General features: G+C 44.4%; 14 protein-coding genes. 10 read left to right on the top strand and 4 right to left on the bottom strand.

Annotated features, from left to right (window positions below):
• Nucleotides 1-288: 288 nt before the first annotated feature.
• The 6 genes from GOP56_RS12920 (at nt 289) to GOP56_RS12895 (ending at nt 7,684) form a co-directional block, all read left to right on the top strand.
• Nucleotides 289-699, top strand: a complete 411-nt coding sequence (locus GOP56_RS12920) for an NUDIX hydrolase (RefSeq protein ID WP_003334674.1) — start codon at nt 289-291, stop codon at nt 697-699.
• Nucleotides 700-1,148: 449 nt separating this feature from the next.
• A complete protein-coding gene (locus GOP56_RS12915) occupies nt 1,149-1,469 on the top strand; it encodes a site-specific integrase (protein ID WP_163245790.1) in 321 nt (106 codons plus the stop codon).
• A 305-nt stretch (nt 1,470-1,774) separates the two neighbouring features.
• Nucleotides 1,775-2,014 (top strand): heterocycloanthracin/sonorensin family bacteriocin, encoded by a 240-nt coding sequence (locus GOP56_RS24390; RefSeq protein ID WP_163245789.1) that lies wholly within the window; start codon nt 1,775-1,777, stop codon nt 2,012-2,014.
• Nucleotides 2,015-2,203: 189 nt separating this feature from the next.
• The gene (locus GOP56_RS12905) at nt 2,204-4,141 is read left to right on the top strand and encodes a putative thiazole-containing bacteriocin maturation protein (RefSeq protein WP_163245788.1); all 1,938 of its coding nucleotides are present in this window, start codon (nt 2,204-2,206) and stop codon (nt 4,139-4,141) included.
• Nucleotides 4,138-6,081, top strand: a complete 1,944-nt coding sequence (locus GOP56_RS12900; protein ID WP_163245787.1) for a TOMM precursor leader peptide-binding protein — start codon at nt 4,138-4,140, stop codon at nt 6,079-6,081. The genes GOP56_RS12905 and GOP56_RS12900 overlap by 4 nt, the downstream gene beginning before the upstream one ends.
• A gap of 22 nt (nt 6,082-6,103) precedes the next feature.
• Complete coding sequence (locus GOP56_RS12895; RefSeq protein WP_163245786.1) at nt 6,104-7,684, top strand: SagB family peptide dehydrogenase; 1,581 nt, start codon at nt 6,104-6,106, stop codon at nt 7,682-7,684.
• Between the two features lie 650 nt (nt 7,685-8,334).
• Here the strand turns inward: GOP56_RS12895 and GOP56_RS12890 are convergent.
• From GOP56_RS12890 to GOP56_RS12880, 3 genes are all read right to left on the bottom strand, one after another.
• Nucleotides 8,335-9,522 carry a CapA family protein gene (locus GOP56_RS12890; RefSeq protein WP_003340792.1) on the bottom strand — a complete coding sequence of 396 codons (1,188 nt, stop codon included), beginning with the start codon at nt 9,520-9,522 and terminating at the stop codon, nt 8,335-8,337.
• A gap of 234 nt (nt 9,523-9,756) precedes the next feature.
• Nucleotides 9,757-10,047 carry a DUF3817 domain-containing protein gene (locus GOP56_RS12885; RefSeq protein ID WP_003340791.1) on the bottom strand — a complete coding sequence of 97 codons (291 nt, stop codon included), beginning with the start codon at nt 10,045-10,047 and terminating at the stop codon, nt 9,757-9,759.
• Between the two features lie 79 nt (nt 10,048-10,126).
• Nucleotides 10,127-11,461, bottom strand: coding sequence for an MDR family MFS transporter (locus GOP56_RS12880; RefSeq protein ID WP_163245785.1), 1,335 nt, complete (start codon nt 11,459-11,461; stop codon nt 10,127-10,129).
• Between the two features lie 183 nt (nt 11,462-11,644).
• Here GOP56_RS12880 and GOP56_RS12875 point away from each other — a divergent pair, with 183 nt between their 5' ends.
• A complete protein-coding gene (locus GOP56_RS12875) occupies nt 11,645-13,483 on the top strand; it encodes an ABC transporter substrate-binding protein (RefSeq protein WP_163245784.1) in 1,839 nt (612 codons plus the stop codon).
• Between the two features lie 3 nt (nt 13,484-13,486).
• Here the strand turns inward: GOP56_RS12875 and GOP56_RS12870 are convergent, their stop codons facing one another.
• Nucleotides 13,487-13,834: a hypothetical protein gene (locus tag GOP56_RS12870; RefSeq protein ID WP_003340785.1), complete on the bottom strand. Its 348-nt coding sequence runs from the start codon at nt 13,832-13,834 to the stop codon at nt 13,487-13,489.
• 179 nt (nt 13,835-14,013) lie between these two features.
• Here GOP56_RS12870 and coaA point away from each other — a divergent pair, with 179 nt between their 5' ends.
• From coaA to aspA, 3 genes are all read left to right on the top strand, one after another.
• Nucleotides 14,014-14,973 (top strand): type I pantothenate kinase, encoded by a 960-nt coding sequence (gene coaA, locus GOP56_RS12865; RefSeq protein WP_003334684.1) that lies wholly within the window; start codon nt 14,014-14,016, stop codon nt 14,971-14,973.
• 182 nt (nt 14,974-15,155) lie between these two features.
• The gene (gene hemQ, locus GOP56_RS12860; RefSeq protein ID WP_101669127.1) at nt 15,156-15,908 is read left to right on the top strand and encodes a hydrogen peroxide-dependent heme synthase; all 753 of its coding nucleotides are present in this window, start codon (nt 15,156-15,158) and stop codon (nt 15,906-15,908) included.
• Nucleotides 15,909-16,095: 187 nt separating this feature from the next.
• A complete protein-coding gene (gene aspA / locus GOP56_RS12855) occupies nt 16,096-17,523 on the top strand; it encodes an aspartate ammonia-lyase (RefSeq protein WP_003340776.1) in 1,428 nt (475 codons plus the stop codon).
• Nucleotides 17,524-17,555 lie beyond the last annotated feature (32 nt).

Below are 17,555 nucleotides of genomic sequence, written 5' to 3'. Positions count from 1 at the left end.
CCTGCCAGTATCGACCAAGCGGGTTTTTTTTTCGTCAAAACCTCCATTTACTCGTCAAAGCATTGATAAAGCCGACACGTAATAACGTAATGAGGATTCTGATGGATACCTGTAGAAGATGTAGTAGGGATTCGTATATAATAGATTATAATCATTACTTATATGAATGTACGGAGACCCCTTCAAAGAGCAAAAATACGCGTGGGACTAATATATAAAGCGGGAGGCTAAATAGCCCCCTCTTCATTATGAAAAATAAAGAATATTTCAACTAAAGGAGGTTCTTTTATGATAAATAACAATATTCCCAGAGTGGGTGTAGGAGCCGCAATCATAGATGACAATAGACGAATTCTGCTTGTCTTGCGCAAAAAAGCACCAGAAGCCGGGTGCTGGAGTCTACCTGGAGGTAAGGTGGACTACATGGAAACCATTGAAGATGCCGTGATACGTGAAATAAAAGAGGAGCTTAATATAGATATCGTCATTGACAGCCTATTGTGTGTGACCAATCATATTGTTCAAGCAGAAAATGTCCATTGGATTGCCCCAACTTTTATCGCCCATATCAGCAGCGGCGAGGTTCAAAATCTGGAGCCGCACGCTTTAGAGAAAGTAGAGTGGTTCCCTATCGACGAATTGCCGGATAACATTACGATAACTACCACGTATGCTATTGATCAGTTAAAAAATCGCTAAAGACTTTTCACATGTTTTCACTCCGAATATGATATCATCAAGAACTTGTACATAAGGAAAGGTGATGTCAGTTGAGCGTTTTTCAGATAATGATCGCGTTACATATCTTAGCAGAGCATGCATCTAATCTGGAACAAGCATAATTTTTTATATCATTCAATAAAAAAAGGGGCCTTGCTCGCTAAGATTGTTTATTTGAGGAGCAGCCCTTTTTCTAATAGAAAAGATGTAATGATAATAGCTGTGTTATATAGACTATAATTTGAAGGAGATTACAACGTATTCTACGTTTGTAATCTGCCTATTTTTTTGCTAAAAAACTCTTTATCTAAACGAAAGGTTTACCGAATTTATAGGTAACATTGAATAGACCCTCTGTATCAATTTGTAAATACCAGCGCTAAAGACATACTATCGAATCGACGAAAACAATTTTCAGGGGGGATATAATGAAGGTCCAGGAAGTTAGGCTAGAAGATCATTTTGGTGTTACAAAAAGTCGATATATACCCCTTAATTTAGATAACCAACCCATCGTACCTGTCGTAAAATATTTAAAATACCTAGACAAGCTTAGCAAAGCTGAGAATACCTTAAAATCCTATTGCTATCATCTGATGCTGTATTTCAAATTCCTTGATGAGGAAGGGAAGGTTTATGAAGATGTAAGTCTTGATTTATTAAGTGATTTCATTGGTTGGTTGAGGCATGCCCAAGAGGATTGGCACCTTGCGAGGGCGGCTTTATTTGCTCGAGCAACTGATGGATAAATTTGTAGATAAAAGCGAACGACACATACAGGCGTAAAAACAAATCCCCACACACGTTAGCTGGGTATGGAGATTTCCACATCGGTGAGCAGTTTAAATGAAGGGCCACTTTCCACTCGGAAGGTGGCTCTTTTCTTGCGTTTTTTAAGGGCCCCAAAAAATAGGCTTATGCAGGAGGAGCCAATTAAGGATGATCTTTCATACATGTAGAGTATATTCGCTGAAGGGTATTCGTGTATTGGATAGCTTCACCCGTTCGGCAAAAGTTTACTAAGTAGCATATTTGGATACTGGAGGTAGTAATTATGGATGATTTCCAAAACGAACTTAAAAAGTTGAAAGTTGACAAATTCCAGGGTGGGGATGTATCGCCTTGGGAAAATGAAAGTCAGCAAGATGCAATGCTAGTTCAGAGAAGATGCGGACGGTGTCACCGCTGCTCGTGCAGTTGTTCCTGTAGCTGCTCATGCAGCTGTTCGTGCAGTTGTTCCTGTAGCTGCGTTTGCCTTTTCATCAATTGCTTCCGATGTTCCCGTTGCTTCTAGGGTCCTAAAGGCAACTTCAAGCTACCTGAGAAAAAGAGATAGCCCCTGCATAGTCAAGGTATTTGGCTTGCAGGGGTTATCTTATCTCTCTAAAAGTTGAGGTATAAGGGACAAATAGCCATACATAAGATTACGGTGAAGGGTGCTTACGCGTCATTTTGGGAACGGCTAACGGTAAGGAGGAGTGACATGACACGATTAGACTCTTCTATGCGTCTGAAAGTGAAAAAGGATACTTTTTTTCTCCCTGATGCAAAGGGAAATGTGTATTTTCGGAATAATGTAGGCTCATTTCGTATGGAAGGAAATGGAATTTACCAGTGGATTGAAAAACTGTTGCCGGTGTTTAACGGGGAGAACACGTTGGGCGAGCTGACGGACAAATTGCCGAAGGAATATCGGGATCGTGTGTTTGAAATCGCAGAAAATTTATTCCAAAATGGTTTTGTTCAGAATGTGAGCCAAGATCGTCCGCATCAGCTTACGGACAAGATTTGCAAAAGGTATGCTTCACAAATTGAATTTTTAAGTAATCTGGCTGATTCTGGTGCTTATCGTTTCATGTCTTATCGTCAGGCTAAAGTGCTAGCGATCGGCTCCGGTCCGATCTTTGTCTCATTGATTGTGGCGTTGCTTGATTCCGGCTTGTCCAGGTTCCATATGCTGGTCAATCGTTCGATGCCGACGGATCGACAACGGATAGTGGAGCTGGCGTCTCATGCCCGCAAAACGGACCCCGAGGTAGCCATAGAGGAGCTTGCGTTGCAGGCGGAGGTAGTAAATACTTGGCGCGAGGCTGTGCAGCCGTTTGATGCGATTTTGTACGTTTCTCAGGAGGGCAATGTAGAGGAACTGCGGGTTCTCCAAGCCGTTTGCAGGGAAGAGGGCAAGATGCTGCTGCCAGCGATATGTCTTCAGCAGGTGGGGGTAGCGGGACCGATTGTGCATCCAGACTCCGAGGAATGTTGGGAGTCGGCGTGGCGCCGTATACACCAATCCGTGCTCTGCAAAGACGAAAAGCTGCACACGTTTTCCTCTACAGCGGGAGCGATGCTGGCAAATGTAATCGTGTTTGAATTGTTCAAGACCATTACGGCGGTGAACGAATCGGAACCGAAGAATAAGGTCTACCTTCTTGATCTGGAGACGTTGGAAGGAAACTGGCATTCGTTCATGTCTCACCCGTTGGTGACAGGAAAAACGAAAGTCAAATGGATAGAAGATATTGATGAACACCTCGAACAAAAAAAGGACTCAAGTGATTCGGATGGTCTGATCCCTTATTTCAGCACATTGACATCAGCAGAATCAGGGATTTTCCACATCTGGGAGGAGGGGAACTTAAAGCAGCTTCCATTGGCCCAGTGCCGAATTCAGGCAACTGACCCGCTGTCGGAGGGACCGGCCGAGCTGTTGCCGGAGATGGTGTGCACAGGGATGACGCATGAGGAGGCTCGGAAGGATGCGGGGCTGACCGGAATAGAAGCGTATGTATCGCGTATGGTTCCCACGTTCTTGACGGGACAAATGTTAGAGCCACATGATTTTGTCGGAGTCGGAGCGGGGGAGACCGCAGTGGAGGGTGTCAGCCGCGGGTTGCAAAAGTGTTTGTTCCAAGAACTGAGCACGCAGCATATGGATCAAAAACCTTCTGTTAATCAGGTGCAATTGAGTACGGTAGAAGATGAGTATTGCCGGTTTTATTTGCAAGCATTGATCACCATGCAAGGAACACCGAGGATCGGAGTGGGAGCAGAAGTGTTCGGTTTCCCTGCGGTGTGGGTCGGTACAGGTGAACGCTGGTATGGCAGTGTAGGTTTAAATGTGACCATGGCGTTGCGTAATTCGTTGCAGTATGCCTTGCTAGTGGCACAAAATCAGGCGGAATTTCGCATGCCGTTTGCGTTGTCCCGTGCATCCGTTTTTTTGGAAGAACAGGAGCAAAACAGTCTTGCGATTCCCGGACTAGACGAAAAAGCGCAAACAGAGATATTGCAGTCCGCTCTACAGGTTTTGAAACGGAATCAGAAGCGGCTCTTCCTCTTGGATTTGGCGCAGGAGTCCTTTTTGAAAAAGGAACTGGCAGGAGTATATGGGGTTTTGCTGCGGGAGGAGGAGTCCCGGTGAGTTCAGTTGTTTTGGTTGTCGGAGAAGGGCTCTTGGCGGATCTCGTGTGCAAAGAATTGTCTGGTCCATACGAGGTCGTTCGTCAGACGGATTTGAAGGCCAAAATACCGAAAACAGCGGAAATAGCTCTGGTGTTGCACGATGCTTGGAATCCTTTCGTACATCGCGAGGCGGAAGCGGTGTTGCAAACATCTGGCATCCCTTGGCTGCGCGGTTTCGTTTCATTTGGTGAAGGAGTGGTTGGGCCGCTGGTGCGTCCTGGTACGCCGGGGTGTTCGCAGTGTACTGATCTGCGATATCTGATGGCGGGACGTGAGCGTCAAGAGATATGGGAGCTGCAACAACGGCTGGGCGAGCAAGGGAATATCTCACGTGATGCATGGGCATCGCACACGGGGCTTTTGCAGATGACTCACGTGCTCGTGGCAGAGGTACAGCGGGTGCTAACAGGCGAGCAAGCCCACTTGGAAGGTCGGTTATTTTTGATCAACCTGAAAATGTTAAAGAGTTCTCGCCACTTCATTCTGCCTGACCCGTCATGTGAGGTTTGCGGTCAGATGCCCGAAGATTCGGCGCTTGCAGCTCGCATATCACTAAAACCTAATCCGAAGATCAGCGCTGACAGTTACCGCTCTCGCTCCATGGACGATCTCAAGAAGGTTTTGGGTAAAGAGTATCTGGATTACCGAACAGGCTTTTTGAATAAAAAACTGCGTGATCTGGTGTCGCCGTTTGCCGATGTAAGTGTAAGTCTGCCGTTGTTCACTGGGGACGAGGGGACAGCAGGGCGGACGCATTCGTATGAGGATAGCGAGATGACAGCCATATTGGAGGGCTTGGAGCGGTACTGCGGAATTGCACCTCGCGGCAAGCGGACCGTGATCCGCGACAGTTTCCACAATCTTGCGGATCAAGCGCTCGATCCCGTCAAGGTAGGGCTACACACCGAGGAACAGCATGAGAGACCTGATTTTCCGTTCGTACGGTTTGATCCTGACCGACCAATGTATTGGGTATGGGGCTACTCGTTCTTGCAAGAGCGCTCGATTTTGGTTCCGGAGATGCTTGCCTATTACGGGATGGGTGATAAGGATTGCTTTGTGTTTGAAACTTCCAACGGATGCGCGTTGGGTGGCAGTCTGGAAGAGGCGATTTTCTACGCCATTTTGGAAGTGGTGGAGCGTGATTCATTCCTGATGACCTGGTATGGGGAGCTTCCTCTTCCTCGTATTGACCCCTTTTCGATTCACGATCAGGAATTGCACTTGATGCTCTACCGTTTGCAGGCGATGGCCGGTTATGATGTCTATGTGTTTAACGCGACGATGGAGAATGGGATTCCCAGCGTTTGGACACTGGCGAAAAACAGAAAAGAAAAGGGAGTCAATCTGATCTGTGCGGGCGGCGCTCATCCGGACCCTGTGCGGGCGTTGAAAAGCTCAATCCACGAATTGGCCGCTATGCTACTGACATTGAACGAGAAGTTTGAGGCTAACCGTGAAGAGTATGTGCGTATGTTCCACGATCCGTTTCTGGTGAAAAAGATGGAGCATCATTCTATGCTGTACGCTTTGACGGAAGCGGAAGAGCGCCTGCAATTTTTGCTGAATGATCATCGTCCATTGCGAACGTTTGAAGAGGAATTCATACCGAAGCCAAAGTATGGCGACTTAACGGATGATTTGAAGTCCCTTCTCCAGACGTTCCGCCGATTGAATCTCGATGTGATCGTGGTGGATCAGACGACACCTGAAATCTTGCGGAACGGACTGCATTGCGTAAAAGTACTGATTCCGGGGATGTTGCCGATGACTTTCGGACATCACCTGACCCGCGTTAAAGGACTGAATCGGGTACTACAAGTGCCCATGGAGCTTGGGTATACGAAACAGCCGTTAACGTATGAACAGCTCAATCCACATCCGCATCCGTTTCCATAAATCGTGATAGGGAGGGAAAAGGATGAGGCCGGATACGTTTCTGCACACTCTTCATTTCGACATAGAAAAGGCAATACCACTTGACTTCGAGGTGGACTGGGAAGACGCACCCTTGCCATTTAAGCTCTACCGTGGCTTGCCTGTCATCCCGTTGTCTGCGGAAATACCGCTTATGCTGGAGGAGCGACAAGCGATCACGAAACCAGATCTGCGAGAAATAAGTCATTTTCTCTGGTACGTATACGGTCTGACTCAATTCAGCGGGTCTGTCTTTGATCTGAATACGATGGAACAAGCTTTTGGACCGATACAATCGTACCGACGGTTTGTTCCGTCTGGCGGTGCGAGGTATCCAAACGAAATATACGTATATCTGAAGCTGGAAGGTGCCCATACCGGTATCTACCATTATGATGTCGCTCACCAGCGATTGGTTTTATTGCGTAAAGGAAATTTCGATGATTATATGGCTCGTGCTCTCGGCAATCGCTGTGATCTATCGACTTGTTTTGCGACCGTTTTTGTGACGACCATGTTTTGGAAAAATTTCTTTAAATACAATAACTTCGCCTATCGCCTGCAAGGCCTGGATGCTGGCGTGCTGATAGGGCAATTACTCGAAGTTTCGAAACGGTTTGGCTATGAATCGGGGGTATATTTCCAGTTTCTCGATCGTGCGCTTAACCATCTGCTGGGGCTGTCAGAACAGGAGGAGAGCGTCTATGCGGTCATCCCGCTGTCAGTGGAGCCGGGAAGTACGTGGTTTGGGAAAGGGAATGGCGCAAATGAAAGCGTCACGGCCGCTGAATTGTGTCGGGAGTTGCTAACGGTAGAGCATAATCACTACGTACGGTCGAAACGGGTTTTGCCATACCCGATGCTGATCCAAATGACCGAAGCGTCCCAACTGGAATCTCTACAATCGTTTCGGCGGTTTGAAGGAGCAAAGAACATTACCTATGAGGGTAACACAGTGGCACTCCCTCAAGTAGGACGGTTCTTTTATGATCTGGGCTCGGTCTGCAGAAAACGGGTTTCGCCAGAAATGGGTTTTGTTTTAGGCAAGGTAAGCCAACAGCAATTGGCTACTTTATTACAAGAGGCGACTGCTTCCTTCCAATATCGAAACGATTTGGATGAGGACCAGGAGAATCGCCAACCCCGTGTCTTCCTGTATTGCTGTTTGTACAACGTAGAAGACATTCCGGATGGTGCCTACCGCTATGACAGTGAAGCTCATGCGTTGCGGCAGATACGTCTTGGCGATCATCGGCTTTACCTGCAACAAGGCATGAATCTGGACAATGTAAATCTGTTTCAGGTACCGCTCTGCTTTCATGTGGCAGGGGATAAAGATCACCTCAAAGCAGCACTGGGGTACAGAGGGTATCGCATCCAGCAGATGGAGGCGGGCATGCTTGTGCAACGTCTACTTTTGGCGGCTACTGCTCTCGGCATGGGCGGGCACCCACTGCTTGGCTATGACGTGGAGTCTTGTGATAATCTCAATCGGATGGATTCGCATGGAAAAACCAGCTTGATCCAGATTCCGGTTGGTCCCTATCGTCCGAGGTCCCGATTGGAGGGGGGGTTGCATGGCTAGGGGTGAATGAGAAGAAGCAAAAGGTTGTCGAGACATCACTCGGCAACCTTTTTTCTACGACCGATAATATATGGAGCCGATATAAAGAAGAGAATTTTGAAATTATTCGGGTTACTTGGCAGAAAAGAAAGCGATTTATGCAGAGACAATAAAAAAAAGACCCAGTGTCCGACCGTCACTTGTTCTATATTATGAGGATTGCAAGGAAATTTTTTAAGGGTTTATGAGATCTTGAAAGGTAATCTTTATAATATTTTCTTTAAATTGTAAACATATAAATGAGGAATTGTTTTTTCACAACATTGGAACATACGAACTACACCTAAAAAGTATGTTTCATGTTCAACTACGGGTTCGATAGTTGAAAAGTGGCAGACACAACAGAGGCAGTCTAGGACTTTATTTTCTCTTCTTAGTCCGCCGTTGCGGTCATTGAAGGTTTTAGGAATAAAATAGGCTCTGTGAGGAGCCTTTTCCTTTTTAAAGTACGCATTTTATACTTTATATACATGTATCCAACGTTTAAAGCGTTGGATACATGTAAGTTATTTTAAATTAGTCTTGATGAATGATGAAATCTGTATTGTTGCCTTCATTCCTGTGTCAAGCTGGAATGTTTCTGCCTGTAATGTATAAATTCCCTGAACAGACTATTCCCTCTGATTATTCATGGTGTTTGCCCGTTTCTCTGAAGCTGTAATGGTACCATCCTCTGCAATGGTAACACCTGAAGAGATTGACTCGATCCGCTTGATCAATTGACGAGAATTTTCTTCATTCATCGGAACAGCCTGACCAAGCTCTGCGTGGTATGGGATCATTTTCAGTTCCTTAACGCCTTCCTTCGTCAGGGTAGCTTGTAGCAACATGGTTTCCCAGGTTTTCGGCTGTGTGGCGCGGGTAAAGATGAAATTTCCCATGCTGTATGCAACCCATTTTCCATCAAGCTGCTCAAAGCCTTGGAGAACATGAGGATGACCACCAACAATAAGATCAGCCCCTGCGCTCACAAGAGCTTTAGCCAATTCCTTTTGGTGCTCTACAGGAAAATCTACCTTTTCCTTTCCCCAATGAGCGATGACAATGACTAGATCAGCTTCCTTTTTGGCAGCTTGTACGGCCTCCACTGCCCGTTTAGGATCATACATTACCGCTAGGCCTGTCTTATTTTTGCCGGCATACCAGCTAATTTCCGGAACGACACGACTAAAGCCGAAGAATGCCATTTTAATCCCATTACGTTCTACAAAAACAGGGGAATAGGCACGATCAGCATTAACACCAGCTCCTACATACGCGATCTTCTCCTTGTCTAACGTGTACATCGTATCTAATAATCCGTCTTCTCCCTGATCCATCGAGTGGTTGTTGGCTAAATTCACGAGATCAATCCCTGATTTCTTCATAGCCGTGACTGCTTCAGGCGATGATTTATAGACAAACTGCTTGTTTGCGGCCGGAGACCCTTTTTCGGTGATAGGAGTCTCCAAGTTGCCGATTGTGTAATCGTCGGCTAGGAATATATCTTTTACATGCGTAAAGGCATGATCATATCCTTTATCCTTTAATAAAGTCTCCACATGTCCAGACATCATGATATCGCCTGCAAACGTAAGACGAACATTGTCAGGTGTAGGTTTTGTTGAGTCTGAAGATGCGCCATTTTGAGAGGAGAAGAAGTTGTCAATTTTTTCGGGAAGATAGATACAAGCGACGATTAGGAGGCCTACTGTTAACAGAACAGTGTTTGCCAAAATAAGCAGGCGGAGTCGCTTACGCTGTTCTTGCTTCTTTTTGTTACGTCTGATTTGAAGACGACTCGGTTTTTGTTGAACCATTATTCACCTCAAAAACTAGATTTATCAATTTATAAGACGGTACAGCTAAGAAAAAGTGACAAATGTAGGATGGAGAATAGATTTGGGTCACTAAACCCTTATTCTAAGAAAATATTTATCCGGAAGGGTTACAAATATCTTACAAAATCCTTCTCTCAAAACGAAAAGAAGAGGCTTATCGGTAGCCTCTTCTCAAGCATGCTAAATCATGTATTCCTACTAGTATTTTTTTAGCTAAGCATCCTTTTTTAATCGGGCATCTAAAACAAAGGTTCCAAATGGGATAACCGATGCTAGCACAGCACCTATCGCACGAATGAATGACCATCTTAACGCAAAAGTAGCATGAGCAATAACGAATAGATAAAGAACAAACAGAACACCATGCAAGGGCCCGATCACTTGTACACCAATTGGCAGATCAGCATAATACTTTAGTGGCATCGCGATAAACAGCAGAAGTAAGAAGGAAAGACCTTCTAAAAAGCCAACCACACGAACACGTCCCAAAACGGTTTTTAGCATAGATGGATTCGACCCTCTCTTTCTAAAATATAAAGAATATAGCTATGACTTTCGATAATTAACACTATTTTATTACAGTTTACTTTCGAAAGTCCACGTCTTGTCTGGTCAATTTGTGAAAATTTGGTGATCGGAAGAATAAGATTCCCGATAAGAGCAACAGGATAAGGCAAATGCTAAATAAGATTTCGCCACCAAAGGTAAGCAACACAACTCCGCCTAAAAAAGGACCAAATGTGCGTGAAATATCCCAGTGAATGCCGTGTAAAGAGAAATAACGGCCGCGTTCCTCTGGAGGAGCAATATCGGAAATGTACGTATGCAAGCGTGTTAGTCCGATGGTTTCTCCCACAGTCCAAGATAGTTGAACGAGGATAAGGACGAGTATGCTTTTAGAAAATCCGTAGGCGGCCGCGGTTACCATAAAGCATGAGCAGGATAACATCATCACACGCTGAAAGGATAATCGTTCTGTAAGCTTGACTAATGGGAGCTGTAATATCACAGCTAAAATGGCTTTAATGGTTGAGAGAGTTGCAATAATAGATACATAGTTAACAAAGCTTTCTTGCAAATAGATACGGAAGCTAGTTTCCGTTTGAGCATAGAAAAAACTGATTGGTAGAGTGTAGATCATCAGCTTGAGTACATGTTTGTATCTCGTGATCAGTGCAGTCATTCGATGGAATGAGAAGTAACGATGCTTACCCGTTCCTTTAGAAGCATGGCTTACTCCAATGCGCTCGGAAGATCTGGTTTCTTTCTCCGCTGTTTCCGACACCTCTACCTGATCAGACGAGGAAGAGGGAGCAGTAGCTGAGACAGGAGCTGTTTCAGGCAATTTCCACCAGCATACAAGCATGTAGATAAATATGGATAACGCTTCTATACCAAATAGCCAGGTAGGATCATACTGGTACAGCAGCATTCCCCCAACAGGACCTAAAGCAAGACCAGTATAGCTAATGGTATTGAGTAATCCAAACACTTCCACGCGTTGACTCTCTGTTGTTACATCAGCAATTTGGGCACGTTGGGCAGGAACAAACAATGATTGTCCCGCTCCATGCAGCATGTACAGCAGGGCAAAGCTAAGTACCGAGTCAGCAAACATAAAACCTGCCATTGCTATACTTTGCATAATCAGAGCAAGTAACATCACGGGTTTACGGCCTAATCGATCGGTAATGCCGCCTCCGAGCAGTGTAACCATGATGTCGGTTAACGGCTGTAATCCGACTATAAGCATAGGTACTAGCACAGCACCATTTAATTTATCATGCAGATATAATAATAAAAATGGGGCAAGCATTGAGCCAGATAGGCTGGTTATGAATGCTCCAAACATTCTGATCCAGATGGTGATATGATAGCGGTGAGTCCAATTTTTTTTCAATGGATGACGTAATTTCATAACTTGATCCCCCTTTGTTTTGCTGATTGTATGGCATAAGGGAGACAAGAAAAAGAGAAGAAGAGAAAGCTCTACTTTTTCCTCTTTTCGTAAGGGGGAGACCCCGAATCATTTATATCAGGAGTCAATGATGAGAAATAGAGGTTGTAGTGGTAGTTGAACAAGGGAAAAGGAAGAGTCGATATGTATATCATAGATGATTTTATTCGATTTCGAACGGAATTGATTCATGTTCCATTAAAAGAGCCTATTTCGATTTCTCTTGAGCAAATTGCTACTCTGTTGTGCTGCACTACCCGGAATAGTAGGTTTATTTTGCAGAAATGGATTGCTCTTCAATGGATTGCATGGATACCTGGCAAAGGAAGGGGAAATCGTTCACAGCTTTCCTTTCTAGTTGAGCCAGATGAAATAGTAGTCAGCCATGCGCAACAGATGATTTATTCAGGACAGGTAGCAGAAACACTGACCCTTATGCAAAAATATACGGTTACTCTGCCAAGGGCTAATGAACGATTCCAGCGATGGTTTCGAGGACAATTTGGATTACAGTGGGAACGGGAGCAAGGCAAACGGATCGAGACACTGCGTCTTCCTCTAGGTGAACCATTATCTGTAGTTGACCCTATCCACGCTTATTTACGCTCCGAGTGCCATATCAGTCAGCATATTTGTGAGACATTGCTTCGCTATAATAAGACATCTGGAAGAATGGAATCTCACCTAGCCTACCATATCGAAAAGAATGAATCTGGGGATCGCTGGACGATTTTTTTGCGCAAAGGAATCTTGTTTCACCATGGGCGGGAACTACTAGCAAGCGATGTCATTTATAGCTTTCAGCGATTAGCAAGGGAGAATTCTCCTTATCAATGGCTTACGCGAGAAATAAGTGAGATGATCGAGCGCGACGATCGAGTGATTGAAATAAGGCTTACAGGTCCTAATCATTTGTTTGATCGTTATCTAGGAAATGAGCATCTTGCCATTGTTCCAAGGGATTATGTAGAGCAGGTAGGTACCGATTTTGCTAGGATGCCGGTAGGAACGGGGCCGTTTAAACTGATTCGCAACGATGATGGCCTGGTCATACTTGAAGCCTTTGAAAGCTATTTCGGTTTTAGACCCCATCTGGATCGTGTGCAGTTTATTGCGTTGCAAAAAAAGACTGATGAAAACGAACAGATAACAACGTATGGTATGCGGTATGAAATGGATGAAGTAGTTAATGTAGAGCAAACAGGAGAGGGGAACAACGGCGAGTGGCAAAGGGCAACGAGCGATGATTGGTGTGTTCAGTATCTAAGCTGCAATCAGCGAAAAACAGGACCTACGGCAAATCTCTCCTTTCGACAGGCGCTGCAACTGATTTTATCCCCCAAACAGATGTTGCACGAACTGGGAGGGGCACGCCATGAAGTAGCTACGTGCTTTGCTTCTTGGAAAAGAGATAGCTTACCGAAAGAAGAGAGCCAACGAGAATCTGAGCTGTGTCTTTTTGAGTATGTGCGTTTGTTACTACAACAAAGCAATTATCAAGGAGAATCTCTTCGTTTACATACTTTTACCGATCGAGATCATGTGGAAGATTGCGAATGGATTAAAGAGCAGTGTGCGATGTATGGCATAAGCATCGAAGTTCATTATTATGCGGTGAGTGAGTTACTGCAGCCTATCACTATTGAGCAGGCTGATTTGATTCATGATAGCGCCACAGTGGGCGATGATACCGAGCTGTCTTTATTAGAAGTTTTTTTATCATATAACAGTTTTATTTATTCTCATATGAAGGATGAGGATCGGCACAGCATTGACAGGGCGATTACTCACCTACAAAGCCTTCAATCGGGGATAGATCAACAGAAGGCGATCGCCAAAATAGAGCGAATACTACAGCAACAGATAGCTTATCTACCCCTTTACCGCAATCGGATAGGGTTAATGGTTGACCCGCGTCTGCACGGAATCAGAATTAATCGCCAAGGACATGTGGATTATCGTACATTGTGGTACAAGGCATAGGAGTTAAGAGAATAGGTGATACAGAAAAGGAATGAAAAGTGACAGCATAATACCAACTGCTGTGACAACTAAGAAGCCTAACACAATATATAATATTTTTTCTACCACCCAAGGCAAACCAGAGTTTTGGCAGCCTTTTTTCTCTCGGAAAAATGTCATGAGAACGACAGCACTGGTAAAGATAATGGTATATCTCACCACACGAAGGATGTATTCCATCCAAGTCAGATCTTGAGTAGTCATCCGACCAGAATATAGCGTGATTTCGCGCTTTTCGGGCACCAAGAGAATCATGATAGCTAAGCCAACAAGAAAGCCATATGTTGCACTTTTGACTAATTTATCTTCCATGAGGGAACCTCCTAGTCTCATTGTATCTCTGACTATTTTAACAGTTTTTTCCTTGGGATTCATAGGAAAATGCGAAAAAGATCGTTTTTTGTAGAATTCGAAGTGGAAGCATCGAGGCTAGGAATGTATTATGGAGTGGACATTGTTTTTGAGGCAGTGCCTGAGAAGGAGGACTTACCGTGGCGAATTATGCCGACAGACGAATTTATTCCCCTTATATGATTTTTTCAAGGGAAGAGTGGAGGGGCCTGCGAAATGAAACGCCCTTATCCATCTGTGAAGAAGATTTAGCTGATCTAGAAGGGCTTAATGAGAAACTATCACTAGAGGAAATCAGTGAAATCTATCTGCCTCTCTCCAGGCTGTTAAATTTATATGTAGCAGCATCACAAGAGTTGTACAAGGCTGCCGATACTTTTCTGGGGAATCGTTCAGAAAAGGTACCGTTTATCATTGGAATCGCTGGTAGTGTCGCCGTTGGAAAAAGCACAGCAGCACGGGTGTTGTTATCCTTGTTGAAACGCTGGCCTAATCATCCAAAGGTGGAGCTGGTTACTACGGATGGCTTCCTTTATCCAAATGAGATTTTGGAAGAACGCGGGCTGATGAAACGTAAGGGCTTTCCGGAAAGCTATGATACAACAAAGCTGATCAATTTTTTAGCAGACGTAAAATCTGGCGTAAAAGAAGTGAGTTGTCCACTTTACTCCCACTTGACCTACAATATTTTGCATGATCAGGAGCAAATCGTTTCGCAGCCCGATATCTTGATTGTGGAAGGATTAAATGTCTTGCAGGTAGGACGTACGATGGATAATGAAAATATGCCTCAGGTGTTTGTCTCTGATTTCTTTGACTTCTCCATCTATGTGGATGCCGATGAAAAAGACATACGCGAGTGGTACTTGAATCGCTTTTTATTGCTAAGACAGACGGCCTTTCAGAAGCCGGCTTCTTATTTCCATCGATATGCGCAGCTATCGGATGAAGAGGCGCTGGATGTAGCAAATAACATCTGGCGGGAAATCAATGCAGTTAATTTACATAAAAATATTTTACCTACTCGTTATCGCGCTGATTTGATTTTGACGAAGGGAAAACAACATGCTATTAAACAGGTAATGCTACGAAAGCTGTGAGCTGACGCAGGTTTTGTCACAGAATATACAACTGTATGACATGACCTTACAATCATTGTCTTTTCCAAAAGTTATCAGTAAGATAAAAGAGGACAGGTCTCTTACAAGAAACAGGGACTTTTTGTGTATGTACATAGGCGGAGCAAAGGCTCACGCTAAACCATAAGAAGGAGTTGTGTCACATGTCAGCCAATGAAGCATTGCTCACGTTGGAAGGATGGTTTACCTATCATGACTTCCGTAAAATGAACTGGGAAAAATGGAAAAAAGCATCTAGCGAAGATCGCCAAGCGGCTCTTGACGAACTAACTTCCCTCATGCGTGTATGGAATGATGCAGAATCCGAGACTGGTGGTAGCACGGCTGTTTATTCTGTACTTGGACATAAAGCCGATCTATGCTTTATCTTCTTACGCCCTACAATGGGTGAGCTTGATGAGTTAAAAACAGCGATCAATAAAACTCGCTTTGCAGATTATACAGAGACGGATTACTCCTACATCTCCGTGGTAGAGTTAAGCAACTATGTAAACAATCCTGGTCAAGACCCTAAAGCGAATCCGCATGTACGTGAGCGTTTGTATCCAATTCTGCCAAAATGGAATCACTTCTGCTTCTATCCGATGAACAAAAAACGTGGAGAAAAAGACAATTGGTATTCCATGACAATGGACGAGCGTCGTGAATTGATGCAGACTCACGGTTTGACTGGCCGTAAATATGCCGGTAAAATCAAGCAAATCATTGGCGGTTCTGTGGGCTATGACGATTGGGAATGGGGCGTTACCTTATTTGCTCATGACCCAATTGAATTGAAACACATTGTATATGAAATGAGATTCGATGAAGTAAGTGCTCGTTATGGTGAGTTCGGGACGTTCTTGGTCGGTAACTATCTAAATGAAGAAGCTCTACGAAAAATGTTTGCACTTTAAATAATGAATGTTCCTTTAAAAGAAACCGGTGAGCAAAGGCTTATCGGTTTTTTGCTTTTTTACCTTTTTGCACAATATCAGGTGGTCAGACCTGTTGGAATGGGGCAAACTGGTATATGATAGATACATAAGTGAACTGACAATCAATACGGCTCTAGCTAGAGCGATCATAGGCGGGGGACTAACCATGAGTATCAGTCAAGAAACACGTCAGGAAAAAGATTTTCTGGGAACAAAAGAGGTACCATTGCATGCTTATTATGGCATTCAAACGTTACGTGCTGTAGAGAATTTTCCGATCACAGGCTATCGTATTGATGGGGAGCTAATTAAAGCACTCGGCTATGTAAAAAAAGCCGCGGCTCTAGCCAATATGGAAGTAAAGCAGCTTTCTTCCAAATTAGGTGATCCAATCGTACAAGCTTCTCAGGAATTGATTGATGGCAAATGGCACGATCAATTTATCGTTGATCCTATTCAGGGTGGTGCCGGCACCTCTATCAATATGAACGCTAACGAAGTAATAGCAAACCGTGCATTGGAAATCATGGGTGCGGTGAAAGGCGACTATTTTTCCCTAAGCCCAAATACGCATGTAAACAAAGCGCAATCTACAAATGATGCGATTCCTACAGCCGTACATATTGCGGTTCTGCGTTTGATTAATCAGCTACTCGGTACTATGGAAGCGTTGCGAGATGCATTCATAGACAAGGCAAAGCAATTTGATCATATCATTAAAATGGGGCGCACTCATTTACAGGATGCTGTTCCGATTCGGATGGGCCAGGAATTCGAAGCATACAGCAGAGTATTAGATCGAGATATTAAACGAATTGGGCAGACTCGTCAGCACCTGTATGAAGTAAACATGGGGGCAACAGCAGTAGGTACAGGGCTAAATGCCGATCCAATCTATATTGAGCGGGTCGTTAAAATTCTTGCAGAGCTGACCGAATTGCCATTGGTAAGCGCAGAAAATTTAGTCGATGCAACGCAAAATACTGATGCTTATACAGAGGTATCTGCGGCTCTGAAGGTTTGTATGATCAATATGTCTAAAATTGCTAACGATCTACGCTTACTGGCTTCCGGTCCTCGTGCTGGATTAGGTGAGATTAGTTTGCCTGCTCGTCAACCAGGCTCTTCCATTATGCCGGGGAAAGTAAATCCAGTAATGGCAGAGGTAGTGAATCAGGTAGCATTCCAAGTGATTGGGAATGATCATACGATTTGCTTAGCTTCTGAAGCGGGTCAATTAGAGCTGAACGTGATGGGGCCTGTACTTGTATTTAATCTGATCCAATCCTTGACCATTATGAATAATGTATTTACCGTATTCCAGAAAAACTGTCTGGAAGGTATTGAAGCAAATATAGAGCGGTGCCGCCAGTACGTAGAAAATAGCGTGGGCATTATTACTGCACTTAATCCGCATTTAGGCTATGAACCAGCAGCACGTATCGCCAGAGAGGCAACCCTGACTGGTAGATCGGTACGTGAGCTGTGCCTAGACTACAATGTATTGACGGAAGAGGAGCTCGACATTATTTTAGACCCGTATGAAATGACGCATCCGGGAATAGCTGGGGCATCTCTTTTAGATCGCGAATAAAACGAAAAAGCAATATAATAAAAGTAACAACG

The sequence above is a fragment of the Brevibacillus sp. 7WMA2 genome, assembly GCF_010748895.1.
GTDB classification, from domain to species: Bacteria; Bacillota; Bacilli; order Brevibacillales; family Brevibacillaceae; genus Brevibacillus_B; species Brevibacillus_B halotolerans.
The sequence above is the reverse complement of the archived record's forward strand: the minus strand, read 5'-3'. Positions and strand labels throughout refer to the sequence as shown.

Excerpts from the sequence above, each read along its gene's own strand:
- GOP56_RS12920 (WP_003334674.1), top strand. The coding sequence starts at position 289 with ATGATAAATAACAATATTCCCAGAGTGGGTGTAGGAGCCGCAATCATA.
- GOP56_RS12915 (WP_163245790.1), top strand. The coding sequence starts at position 1,149 with ATGAAGGTCCAGGAAGTTAGGCTAGAAGATCATTTTGGTGTTACAAAA.
- GOP56_RS24390 (WP_163245789.1), top strand. The coding sequence starts at position 1,775 with ATGGATGATTTCCAAAACGAACTTAAAAAGTTGAAAGTTGACAAATTC.
- GOP56_RS12905 (WP_163245788.1), top strand. The coding sequence starts at position 2,204 with ATGACACGATTAGACTCTTCTATGCGTCTGAAAGTGAAAAAGGATACT.
- GOP56_RS12895 (WP_163245786.1), top strand. The coding sequence starts at position 6,104 with ATGAGGCCGGATACGTTTCTGCACACTCTTCATTTCGACATAGAAAAG.
- GOP56_RS12890 (WP_003340792.1), bottom strand. The coding sequence starts at position 9,522 with ATGGTTCAACAAAAACCGAGTCGTCTTCAAATCAGACGTAACAAAAAG.
- GOP56_RS12885 (WP_003340791.1), bottom strand. The coding sequence starts at position 10,047 with ATGCTAAAAACCGTTTTGGGACGTGTTCGTGTGGTTGGCTTTTTAGAA.
- GOP56_RS12880 (WP_163245785.1), bottom strand. The coding sequence starts at position 11,461 with ATGAAATTACGTCATCCATTGAAAAAAAATTGGACTCACCGCTATCAT.
- GOP56_RS12875 (WP_163245784.1), top strand. The coding sequence starts at position 11,645 with ATGTATATCATAGATGATTTTATTCGATTTCGAACGGAATTGATTCAT.
- GOP56_RS12870 (WP_003340785.1), bottom strand. The coding sequence starts at position 13,834 with ATGGAAGATAAATTAGTCAAAAGTGCAACATATGGCTTTCTTGTTGGC.
- hemQ (WP_101669127.1), top strand. The coding sequence starts at position 15,156 with ATGTCAGCCAATGAAGCATTGCTCACGTTGGAAGGATGGTTTACCTAT.
- aspA (WP_003340776.1), top strand. The coding sequence starts at position 16,096 with ATGAGTATCAGTCAAGAAACACGTCAGGAAAAAGATTTTCTGGGAACA.